We start from the raw sequence: 13,003 nt of genomic DNA on the forward strand, positions 1-13,003 counted from the left end.
AATTATATTCTAACACCAAAGGAAGAAAAAGACAAAGAAGAATTACAGGAGAGAAAATATAAATTTTTAAAAGGGGAAATGCCAACAGAAGAAGAAAAGTATATAAAGAAAAGACTTGATAAGAAACTTTCAGTAGAGGAGGAATTTCCTATATGTGCATGGATTGTATGTATAGAGGGAGCAAGAAAAGGTCAAAGTTATAACATTATAGAAGAAAAAAACTATATAGGAAAAGATGACACTATGAGTATACAGGTGCTTGGAGATGAGGAAATCAGGGATATAAGAGATACAGTGATAGCCTTTGATATGAGAAATTTAACAGGAACCTTACTTGGAGGAGAATGTAAAGGATTTATAAGGTTAAATGGTAATACAGTATATGAATCAGCAAAGCTAGAGAGTGGAGATATTATAGATATAGGAAAAAGTAAGTTTATGTATATGTGCTTTGCAGATTATCATAAGTGGTAATTAGAATAGCAGTAATTAAATTTGGCTGTATAAATTCATTGAAATAATCTATATAAGAAAGCTTAATGGAGGGAGTTAATCTATGGGCTTAAATTCACAGGGACTACCATATTTTTATATAAGAGAAGAAAAGTCTAATGCAAGAGGTATAAGAGTACATATTTCACCTGATATGCCAAGGGATAAAAAATTTTATAATGAAAACTTTTATAATATTAGAGAGGGAAGCATACTTAAGGTAGATAAGTCAGATACAGCTGTATTTTCTGATTTGATGACTGGTGTATATCCTCTTGTTTCAGAGAAGTTTATGAAATTACTTCATCTTTATAATATAGAGATATTTTCAAAAAGAGTTGCACTAATTGAAACAGAAAGTAGGAAAGTCTTGACCTACTATTTACTATATACAGGAGAGTCTTACAAGAAGAGTATAAATAAAGATTTAAGAATCGAGAATAAAGGTGATGATATAGGGTTTATTATAAGCCTTGATTTTGCTGAAAGTCTAATAAGAAGAAATGTAAAAGGCATAGAATTTATAGAGGTGGAGGAAGAATAGATGAGGGAAAATATAATAAAAATAGATACTTTTGATGTTATAAGTATTGTAAGTTACAGGGCAGAAAATGAGTTAAGTAAACAGGGAAAGGCTGTAATTAAGGCTATTATAAAAGATAAAAAGGAAAGTGAATATATAGATATTGCAAAAAGAACTCATTGGGTAAAAGTTACGGCTGTCGATGAGAATGAAAAAGAAAAAACGATATTCTTTGGTTTACTTAAAAGCATAAAGTTTGGAAAAGAAAGTGGGAGTTCTATTATGGAGCTTGAACTTGTTACAGGAACTTACTTAATGGAAGATAAGAAACATACAAGAAGTTTTGGAAGAAATGAGGAGATTAACAGTATACTTGATATATGCAAAAAAGAGTATGAAAACTCTCATTATATAATAGGAGATATTAATAAAGCTTTAGGTTTTACAATGCAGTATAGAGAAAATGATTGGGAGTTTATTAAAAGACTGGCAGCCTCCAAAAAGACGGTAATTATACCTGATTATCATACACAGGGAGTTAAATATTACTTTGGACTACCTGAAAGAGATGTTAAGCCCTTTACCTCTAATGATTTTAGATTAGTTATAAATAGAGATTATATAATGTATGAAGTAGGTTCAAGGGAGATATATAAGTTAGGAGATAGGCTTAAATTTAATGAAAAGGTATACACAGTTTCAAAAGTTATATCACAAACTTTAGGAAATGAACTTTACCATACCTATTATTTAGTTCAGGATATAGCTTATATATTAAAAGAAATAGATAAATATAACTCTAAGCTTATAGGAGTTTCGCTTAGTGCCAAAGTAACAAAAGTAGGAACAGAACAGGTTATGGTCAGTATAGATGAAGATGAAAGTACCAAAGATTTAGAAGGTATTTGGTTTAGTTTTTCAACAGTGTATTCTTCTTCTAACGGAGCAGGGTGGTATTGTATGCCTGAAAAAGGGGATAAAGTAAGACTTTATTTTCCTACTGAAAAAGAGGCTGATGCTTATGTGTGCAGTGCAGTTCATGAAGATGAAGGCAGTGGTATAAGAAATAATCCTGAGAATAAGATTTGGAGAAATAAGTATGGAAAAGAGATTAGGCTAACTCCTGATAGTATATCTATAACCAATAATAGGGGAGATTATATAGAAATTTCTGATGATGAAGGTATTAAGATAGTAAGTAAAGGTAATATAAGTATAAGAGCTAAGGATACTATTGAAATAAGCAGTGAGGACTCTAATATATCCTTAATAGCAGATAAAAGGATTATGCTATTACAAGAAGATACGCAGATTATTCTAAAGGACGGGATAAGAGTAAGTGGAAATGGAGTCAATATAAGTTAATTTTAGGAAACTTAACATTATATTCTAAAATAGTTTATTAAAAAAAGCCTTTAGAATATATAAAAGCTATTGATAGGAGAAATGTATGTTAATAACACAAGAATTAAGTATTGAAACTGAACTTCCGATATTTCAGATAGAAAGTTTTGTAGTAGAAGTAAGACCTAATGAGCATATCAAATGTAAAATGTATGGAATACTAAAGACAAATGGTATAAGAGGACTTGTTTATCTGAATGAAGAGGGGACAGATATAAGTATAAAATATAAAGAGGATAGTATTTTTAGAGGAGTAGCTGAAGACATAAAGATAAATTCAGTAGCAAACATACATCACTTTGAGCTTACCTCTTATTCATATAGTAAAAAGCTTGATAGAGAAAAGAAAACCGAGCTTTTTCAGGATATAAATGAAAGCTATGAGGAACTTATCAAATACAGTTCAAGAAAATATGCAGGAAATATCATTGCAAATATAAAAGATATAAAAGTAGAAAAGCCAATACTCTGTTATAAAGAAACTGCATGGGAATTTATAAAAAGAATGGCAGGAAGCCTAAACACCTTTATCTATCCTGATACAGTTACAAAGAGTCCTAATATATGGGTTGGACTTAGAGAAGGTGAGAATATAAGTAAGGAAGATATAATACTTGAAAGTATACAGCTTGAAAAACATAATGACAATGACGGAATTATATATGCTTTTAAGTCATATATAAGCTATAAAATAGGTGATGAGCTAAAGGATAGCGGAAAGAATTTAACAGTATATGAAAAAAGGGCAGAATTTAATAAGGGAGAGCTTATATTTTATTACCTTGCAACAGATAGAAAGTACCTATCAAAAAAGGTAGAGCCATTTGAAAATGAAGAGATTATAGGCTTAAGTCTTATAGGAAAAGCTAAAAAATGTGAAAATGAAAAAATATATATAAGTCTTGACGCAGATGAAGGAAAAGCTCTATATCCCTTTGACTGGTATCCTGAAACAGGAAATGGATTATATGCAATGCCGGAGGTAGGAAGTAAAGTAGAACTTTATGTATATGGAGCTAACAAGGGAGAAATGTATGCTGTAAGATGCAGAGATAGTAGGAGTGATGACAAGGATATAAGCTTACTTGAAGTAAGTAAGGAAAGCAAACTTAGCTTATCAGAAGCAAATATAACTTTCCAAAAAGAAGATATACTTACAGCCGGAGATAAGCATATAAGTATGATTGGAGCTAGGGATTTAAGTATAAATGCAGAAAAGAAGATAAGCTTAAAAGCGAGGAATATAAGGCTTAAAAGCAGAGATGAGATGGTATTTGTCAGCAAGTAAATAGATTCAGGAGGTAAGAAAATGGCAGGGAACAATGAAGATATTCAAAAAATGTATAAACACCAGCATATGCTAGGAAGAGGTGGCGAAGAGTGTGTAGTGAGAGGTGCAAATATTAAATGTGATCAAGGAACAGATACTTGTATACTACAACTACCTCAAGATCATGGGGTATATACAGCAGATAGTCGTCCTTTAATAGATAGTCAAGATAAAGATAGGATAAATATATCTGGCTTTGGGAAATGCAGAGTAACTGGTAAGCTGTGTGATCCCTCACTTACTCCTTGGACAGTAAAATTAGAGAATTATATAATAGATGATACAGAAATAGGAAGACTAGGGTATGCTGTTGAAGTAGGTGATACCGCAACTTGCTATAATGGAGGGAGTGTTAGTATTATCACATCAGGTCAGACTTCACCAAGTTTTGGCGAAACAAATCTAGGAGAAGTTATTGAAATAGTAGAAGATGTGGAAGGTAGTTGGAGTAATAAAGAGAAAGGTCAGGATTTTTTAGGACATATAAGTGTAAGTAACTATGGTTTGTATAATTTTGGAATAGACTGTAAGGATAGTGAAGTCAATGGAAGTTCAGGAAGTCTTTTTCTATATGCGAAGGATGGCAAAAAACTTAAATATATGGGTGCATATGAAATAAAAAGACGAAACTTTACTAAGAAAGCCAAAATTGCAGGAAAAATAAAATCATTTAATACTTGGGTAGAATTTATTCTTTCACCAGATCATGACTATTATATTGAGCTTGATTGCCCTGGTGTAAATGGAATATCATATTGTCTAGTAGGAAATCAGGATATGGAAGTTGTAAATACCTATTCTTATGAAAAAGATAAATCTGGGTATTCAGCTGGAGTTTGGTTTTTTAATGATACTATGAAAAAAAAGGAACCATATTTATATGCATATGAAAGGTTTAAAAGGCAAAAAGCAGGAAAAAAGGGAATACCCACTGTAATCATGTATTTATCTCCAGAATACGATAATGCATTTAATTTGTTTATTGGTAATAGGATAGCTAATAAAAAAAATATATGGGGAGATGTTTCTAATGCTTTAAGTGCATTGTCACTTGGACTTGGAATTAATGAGAAAATAATAGCTGATTTATCAGCTATTATAGGAAAATTGGCAGGACCAAGTAGCTTAGCACTATCGGTAATATCATTATTTTTAGCAACTTTACCTAAACTTTTTTTAGAAAGATTGCGATTTGAACTAGATAAAAATCAGTATTCATTTATAAAAATTACATTGTTTGATGTAAATCCAGGTACAGAAGAAATTGTTGGAGGTTATAATATAGATGATTTTAAAATTGAAAAGATTTCAGATTATGAGAACAAAGTTATGGATATATATGGAGAAAAGTATTGGATAGGAGAGTTTGGAATGATTAGCAAGATTAAACCAAATCCTAATAGTAATAAAAGTATTGATGAACAAATAAGGGATAATATAGAAAAAATATTCAATAAGATAGAAAAGTACTTGGATGATAAGGTGAATAGTAATGGTAAAAAATAAAATATTAACGAAATATGTGATTCTAATATTATTGATTTGTAGTTTGATAGTTTTATATTTAATTATTACAAACTTAGAATATAAGATAGTTGTAAGGGATAATACATTTATTGGAATAAAAGATGGTATTTTTAAAAAGAAATCTGATATTGTAGACTTTGATATTCCTTATGGAGTAGTTACTATTGGAGAATTTGCTTTTTCGGGTTATGATAATTTGCAATCGGTTAATCTGCCAGAAACAGTTAATAGTGTAGATAATTATGCATTCTTTGAATGTAAAAAATTGCAAGAAATTAAATTATCTTCAAATTTAGAAAGTATAGGGGATATGTCATTCTATAACTGTGAAACACTAAAATATATAGAACTGCCTAATACCTTAAATGAAATAGGAAGTTCAAGTTTTGCCGAGTGTAAAAATTTAAAAAAAATAATTCTGCCAGACAGTCTTGAAAGTATTGGCGAGTTTGCATTTGAAAACTGTACTAATTTGAGAGAAGTTAAGATGTCAGATAGTGTAAGTAAGGTTGGTGAAAATATATTTGAGGGGACAGAATTTATAAATAGTCTTAAACCAGATGAGTATGGTTGCATTTATCTAGGGAACTTACTCTTAAAAGCAAATGATACTAAAGAATATGTCAAGATAAAAGATTCTACGAAAGCTATTGCAGCAAAGGCATTTATTAATAATATAAGAATAAAAAATGTTGATTTACCACTTGGACTTATAGAAATAGAAGATAGTACATTTGAAGGTTGTAGAACTTTGGAGTCAGTAATTATACCACAAGGTGTTAAATATTTAGGAGAATATGCTTTCCTAAATTCAGGGCTAAAAAGAGTAGTATTACCAGCCGGATTGGAAGAAATATCTTATGGAGCATTTAAAGATTGTTATAATTTAGTAGAAATTAATTTACCCTCTAGTATTATAGATATTAAAGGAGGGAGTTTTTATGGAACTAAGTATTTAGATAGTATAAAAGAGGATGAATATGGCTGTAAGTACAAAGAAAATATTTTACTTGAATATACAGGTAAAAGTGCTGAGAAAATAGAGATAAAAGCTGGAACAAGATTAATAGCAGGAAGTGCATTTAATAATGCAGAGAGTATAAAAGAGGTATATATACCTAAGAGTGTAGAGCATATAGGAAGATATACATTTACTAAATGTCATAATTTAGAAAAAGTTGAGTTTGAAGAAGATGGTAAATTAACAACTGTAAAAGGACATACGTTTGATTTATGCAGTAATTTGAAGGAAATCAAATTACCAAAAAATATTAAAACAATATCAGAATATGCCTTTTTTGCTTGTGGTGTTGAAACTTTAAAAATACCGGAAAAAGTGGAGGATATGGATTTATGGGCTATTGCACAATGTCTTTCATTAAAGAGAATAGAACTTCCTAAGAGTTTAAAGGGGAAATATTATTATCCTGATTATAGACCAAAAATAGATTTAGTATTTTATTGAATTTATTTTTTAGATAACAAGTATTTAATTAAGATTAGTAAGGGGTACTTATGAACAATTATATTGATGAAAAAATAATACCAATAAAGGTAAGTAACACCGATGAATCTCAACAATCCCTAGAGGAGGGATACTATATATCAGGCAGGCTTGAAACCTTTTCTAAGGAAAAGTATTTTGAGGGCTTAATATCAGCATATGTTCCTGATTCATTTATAAATATGCCTGATGAGGTTAAGGAGATAAAATATCCTACTAATTTTAGACCTGATATAATAAAAACCAATCTTTTAGGAGATATAGATTTAAGCTTTAGTCTTCTTACAAATGTAGAAAAAATTGATGTAGAAGTAATGGCAGTAGATTTTATGAATCTTCTTAGAAAATCTCATAAGGGAATAAAGCTTGGGAACTTAAATTATTTAAGTAAAGAGGGTTTTATAGAAATGAGATACTTTGATTTTACCTTAATGGGGGTAGATGAAAGGTTATATCACTTAATAGCTATGGGAGAGGTTAATGAAAAAGTACTTCAAGTAACTTTTAATTGTAGAGAAAATGATATTTATCAATGGAAAAGGGCAGTTATGGATATATTTGGAAGTATTGAATATAGGGGTAGGTAACTTATGGAAGAGAAAGCTTTTTTAGAAAAATACTTAAAAAAATTTAAGTATAAATGGATTACTGATAAGATACATTCTTCAAAAGGATACTTTGATGAAAGTCTTTTAGAAAAAAGTATAGAGCTTTTATCTAAAGTATATGAGATACAAAGGGAAAATGAAGATATAGAGTTATCAAGCCTTATACTCTTTAGCTTAAGCTCAAGCCTGTATACAAAAACTTATAAATATATGCTTTATGCAGCAAGTGGGAACTTATATATAGATAAGCCACTGGTGATTAGTTATTGGAAGCCTGAAAAGATAGATGAGGAAGTGGAAGATATAATAAAAGAGCTTAAAAGCAATATATACTTAGAGGAGCAGAAGTTAGAAGAAACTATAAGATTTGTATTAGAGGGTTATAACTATATAGCCACTGGTTATTGGAATAAGGTTATGGAAAGGATAGTCAAAACAGAAACTTTTATGAAAATCAAAAAGAGTAAGGATTTTAAGATACTTTCAGGAGCATATATGGGAGAGTTGGGGCAGATAAAAGTAAGCACAAACTAATAAGCTTTTGAGTAAGTATAAAAGTTAAGTGAACATCAAAATAATATGACATTCACTTACTATGATGCACACGAGTATGTGGTCAGCACAAAGGAAAACGCCTAAAGACATTTGATATAATAAAGCAGAGAGGAGTAATCTTAATGAAAAAGAGGATTATAAAGGGAAGTTCTATAAGACTTAACAGTGATATAAATATCGCTGCCGATGAAGTTATATTTAGTGGGAAAAAGTCAAAGACATGGGAAGACTTAAAACAACCATTTAAGGATGAATCTAAAATATTTAATAAGATACTTCCAAAACTGCTTGGAAGTATAAATGTAACAGCAGGAGTTCCAAGTGAAAAGGATAAGCTTATGTTAAAACTTCTTGGTGCTATCTCTGTTTGTGGAAGTGTAGATATAACTAAGGAAGCTGACGGCTTAGGATATGAGGTATCTTATACTAATGTATTAAACCGTGTTAGAAGTAGAGCTAAGGAAAGTTTAGGTAAACTTAGTGAAAATGAGATAAAAGAAGAGATGTATAAGATTATATCGGAAATGCTCGAAAAATCAGGTCCTGCTTTTGTTTCATGGAATCATCTGTTAATTAAGCTTATGAAAGAGAACAGCCTTGAAGATTTCTTAAAAGGAGCAAGAGCTGCGATATGTGCAATGACAGGAGATCCTGTAAATGCTAATACAGGTAACTTTATATATACAAAAGAAGATTTAAGTATTGGTGGTGTAGTGCCTCTTTCATTCACACGCTTTTATAACAGTAAAGCAGATGAAGTAGGAGTAATGGGAAAAGGTTGGAGGCATAGCTATGAGATTTCATTATCTATGGAAAAGGACTCTTGTATAATACATTTATCAGATGGACAGGATGAGACTTATTTTATAGATGATGATGAAAATATAATATCCATATTTGATGACTTTAACTGCCTTGAAAGATATGAGGAGGGCTTTAGGTATAAGTCTAAAGAGGGTGCTATCTATACTTTTAATAAAGAAGGCAGACTTGAAACTATAAAAAATAAAGAGGATATAGGACTTAACTTTTACTATGATAATGAAGGAAAACTAAAAAAAGTATCAAATGGACTTGGCAGTAGTTTTGAGTTTGAATATGACCACTCCTCTAGGCTTTCTTTGGTAAAAGATCATACAGGAAGAAAGATTAAGTACAGCTATACCGGAAAGCAACTTGGTAGTGCCTATGATGAGAGTGGTTTGGGATATACATATTATTATGAAAATGAACTCTTAACAAAGATACGAAACCCGAGAGGTGTTTATGTCCTTGATAATGCCTATGACGGAAATGATAGAGTAGTAGTGCAAAAGTTTGCCGACGGAGGTATTATAAAGTACGAGTATTATGAAGAGCAAAGCCGTACCTTAGTAAGAAATCAAAATGAAAAGGTGGAAGCATATACGCATGATGAAAACTTTAGAAATATAAGTACAGAGCGTGGAGAGGCAGTAGAGACATTTACTTACGATGACAGAAATCTTTTAACCTCATACACTGACAAAATGGGGAATAAAACAGAGTATTCCTATGATAAAGCAGGAAATAGGATAAAAACTGTACATCCTGACGGTCAGACAGAAAGAGTGGAGTATGATGAGAATAGAGTAACAGCCTATTTTATAGATGATATTAAAGTAGTAGAAAATACTTATGATGATAAGGGCAGGATAATAGAAAGTAAAAATGCACTTGGAATCTCTACAAAGTTTAAGTATGAAGATAATGAGAAGATAAATATAACCTTACCTGACGGCTCTGAAAGTCTAATAAGCTTAGATGAAAGAGGTAATATTTCAAGTATAAAAGAGGAAACCGGAAAAGTTACACACTATGAGTATGATAAATTAAACCGAGTAACTTTAAGCACTGACGGTAAAGGAAATAAAACTGCATTTACTTATAATGATAAGGACTTGATAACAAAGGTGGTAGATGCCTTAGGAAATAGCTGTGAATATAGCTATTCTGAAAACAGAAAATTAACTGAGTTTAAGAACTTTAATGGAGCAGTTACGAAGTTTGATTATAATGAAATGAATAAGATAAAGTCATTTACCCTGCCTGACGGAGGAGTATTTAACCTTGAATACGACCTTATGCAAAACGTAGTTAAGGAAATATTTCCTGATGGAGGAAGTATAAAATACACCTATGATGAGTATAATAACATAGAAAAGCAGGAATTTCAAAATGGAGGCATTTACCATTATGAATATGACCTAAACGGAAACAGAACTTCAGAAACAGACCCTTTAGGAAATAAGACTAAATTTAACTATGATGAAAGAGGTAGACTACTAAGTTATGAGGATGCTTTAGGGGCAGTTACAACTTATACCTATACTAAAAATACCTTAAGTATTACCGATGATATGGGAAATGTTAGGAAACTTAAGTATGATGAACTAGGAAAACTGATAGAAGACATCGGAATAGACGGTATTAAAAAAGAGTATGAGTATAATGAGCTTGGAAAGGTTACTTTAGTAAAAGTAAATGGAAAGGACAAAGTAAGATATAAGTATCATAAGGGTGGATTAGTACACAAGGCATTTTATACAGATAAAAGATATGAAATATTTAGCTACGATGAAAATCTAAACCTTATCAAAAGGGAAAATGATAAAGGCGATTATATTGAGTTTGTATATGATAAGCTAAATCGTATAGTGGAAGTTAAAAATAGCTTTTCTCAGAAACAAAGTTTTGTATATGATAGTGTAGGAAATTTGATAGAAGAAACAGATACACTTGGAAATACAACCAAATATGCTTATTCATTAAGCGGTAACCTTACTTCCGTACTTGATGCTATGGGAAATAGGACAGAATATGCCTATGATGTTATGGGTAGACTTATAACAGTGTACAGGCATAAGGGAGACGGCTTTGAGCTTGAGGCTCTTGAAAGGGAGATAGAAAAGGAAAATCTTTATGCAAAAGTTCCTAATGCAAAAGATTTAGAAGAAAAGAAACTAAATGCTCCAAGAATAATGAGATATTATAGAAATCTTATGGGAGAGGTTGAGTGTATAAAAAATGCTATTGGAGAGGAAGAACATTTCTCCTACGATTTAACCGGCAAAGTTATATCAAAAACAGATAGAGAGGGCTATGAAACTAAGTACACTTATACAGAGCTTGGAGATATAGAAAGTATCCTTTATGCTGATGAGAGAAAAGTGGAGTACACCTATAATAGTTTAAGGCAACTTATCAAGATAAAAGATGTGCTTGGAGAAATCAATATAGAGCTTGATAAACTGGGAAGAGCAAAAAAGGTTATTGACTATAAAGGTAGAGAAACAAAATATAAGCTTGGTACTTTTGGAGAAAGGCTTGAGCTTGAATATCCTGACGGAAAGAAAGTAAAGTATTCATATGATGATGAGTTTAATCTTATTAAACTTGTAAGTAATAGCGAAGAGATAAGTTATAGTTACGATGAATATGGCAGACTTATAAGAAAGGATATGTCTGATAATATAAGTAGCATTTATACTTATAATGAAAGTGGACTTTTAGAAAGTCTTACACATCTACAAAAAGAAAGAAAACTTGAAAAGTACAGCTATTTATATGACCTAGCAGGAAATAAGAGTAGCATTTCAAGGAAAAGAAGTGTACAGGTAGATATAGATGTAGAAAATCCTGAAAAAATAGAGGAAAAGCTATGGGAAGATACAGGAACATTTAATTATGAATATGATAAGCTGAACAGGCTTATATCTGTAAAAAAGGATAGTAGAAAACTTCATAGTTACAGTTATGATGCATTTGGAAACAGATTAACCTTTGAAAGCAAAGACAGTAATATACAATACATTTATAATGCACTTGACCAGCTTGTAGAAGAAAAGGGAGTATATCCTAATAGAAAATATAGTTATGATAAAAGAGGGAACTTAAAGTCTGTCTTAAGTGGAGGAGAACTTATAAGAGGTTATGAGTATGATACTTCAGATAGGCTTGGCTTAAGTTACAATTTTTCAGGACAAGCAAAGAATTATATCTATGACGGATTAGGAAATAGAATAGGAAATATAGAATATAGAGTAGATAAAGATGAGTTAAAAGATATTTCTAAAGACATCCTACAAGAACTTGATATAGTAAGTAAAGAAGAGTATTTACTTGATATAACCAAACCATACCATAACCTACTGCAAAGAAATGAGAAGTTTAGGAATATAGAGCATAGCCAAAGCTTTATATGGGATTATAACACTGCATTTATGGAAGAGGAAGATAAAACCTATGCCTATCTTGAGGACGAGATTGGAAGTCCTATAAGGCTAATTAAGCTTGGAGAAACAGAAGAAACTAAGCAAATGGTATATGGCTATGATGAGTTTGGAGTGGATACCTATAAAACTCAGGGTAAGATACAACCATTTGGCTATACAGGATATAGGCATGATAAGGTAGCTGATACCTACTTTGCACAGGCAAGAGAGTATATGCCAAGTGTGGGTAGATTTGGAGGAGAGGACTGGATAAAGGGAAATATAGAAAAGCCTTTTAGCCTTAATCAGTATGGGTACTGCTGGGGAAATCCTATGGGGTTAGTGGATAGGGACGGAAAAACACCGGAAATGGCTAGTAACTATTCACAAGTATTTGATATACTGAAAACAGGAACTGAAATGGCAGGAGCAGCTGCTTTAGCTGATAGTCCTGCACCTGGACCAATGGATTTAGTTGCATTAGGTATACTAGGTATAACATTAGTTGCATCCGGAGGAGTAGCAGTTGGTACATATATAAATAGTAAGGCAAAGGAGAAAGAAGAGGCTAGGATAATTGCGTTAGAACAAGTAAAAACAAAAAGACCTAATGAAACAGTTATATATAGACGTGGAAATGGAAATGCAACTAATTTAACTCCTAGACCCATAGATTTACATACAGGATTGTCTTATGAGTTGAACGTTCCAGCAGTATCGGAGTATACTATTACAACTATGGAGGCAATAAATGCAACAGGAGTATTAACGGCAGTTATAGATAAACCAAATCATGTTTCTGTAAGACCTGTAAATACTTTGGAGATG

8 protein-coding genes and 1 pseudogene are annotated in these 13,003 nt (G+C 31.4%); all 9 read left to right on the top strand.

Features of this window, described 5'->3' with window-relative positions; genetic code table 11:
• Window positions 1-474 (top strand): annotated as a pseudogene (locus HMPREF1495_RS13855) (FHA domain-containing protein); the annotation flags it as partial.
• A gap of 82 nt (window positions 475-556) precedes the next feature.
• The gene (locus HMPREF1495_RS03850) at window positions 557-1,036 is read left to right on the top strand and encodes a hypothetical protein (protein ID WP_034212220.1); all 480 of its coding nucleotides are present in this window, start codon (window positions 557-559) and stop codon (window positions 1,034-1,036) included.
• On the top strand, window positions 1,037-2,380 hold the full coding sequence (locus HMPREF1495_RS03855; RefSeq protein ID WP_034212222.1) for a hypothetical protein: 1,344 nt from the start codon (window positions 1,037-1,039) through the stop codon (window positions 2,378-2,380). It begins immediately after the preceding gene.
• Window positions 2,381-2,465: 85 nt separating this feature from the next.
• Window positions 2,466-3,707, top strand: a complete 1,242-nt coding sequence (locus HMPREF1495_RS03860; protein ID WP_034212224.1) for a hypothetical protein — start codon at window positions 2,466-2,468, stop codon at window positions 3,705-3,707.
• Between the two features lie 21 nt (window positions 3,708-3,728).
• A complete protein-coding gene (locus HMPREF1495_RS13430) occupies window positions 3,729-5,255 on the top strand; it encodes a PAAR-like protein (RefSeq protein ID WP_051402802.1) in 1,527 nt (508 codons plus the stop codon).
• Complete coding sequence (locus HMPREF1495_RS03870) at window positions 5,242-6,741, top strand: leucine-rich repeat domain-containing protein (protein WP_034212225.1); 1,500 nt, start codon at window positions 5,242-5,244, stop codon at window positions 6,739-6,741. The genes HMPREF1495_RS13430 and HMPREF1495_RS03870 overlap by 14 nt, the downstream gene beginning before the upstream one ends.
• A gap of 50 nt (window positions 6,742-6,791) precedes the next feature.
• Window positions 6,792-7,367, top strand: coding sequence for a hypothetical protein (locus HMPREF1495_RS03875; RefSeq protein ID WP_034212228.1), 576 nt, complete (start codon window positions 6,792-6,794; stop codon window positions 7,365-7,367).
• 3 nt (window positions 7,368-7,370) lie between these two features.
• Window positions 7,371-7,922 carry a hypothetical protein gene (locus tag HMPREF1495_RS03880; protein WP_034212230.1) on the top strand — a complete coding sequence of 184 codons (552 nt, stop codon included), beginning with the start codon at window positions 7,371-7,373 and terminating at the stop codon, window positions 7,920-7,922.
• Window positions 7,923-8,065: 143 nt separating this feature from the next.
• A partial coding sequence (locus HMPREF1495_RS13535; protein WP_084544486.1) for a DUF6531 domain-containing protein occupies window positions 8,066-13,003 on the top strand: 4,938 nt, incomplete at its 3' end.

This window comes from Lachnoanaerobaculum sp. MSX33 (assembly GCF_000512995.1).
Lineage (GTDB): Bacteria > Bacillota > Clostridia > Lachnospirales > Lachnospiraceae > Lachnoanaerobaculum.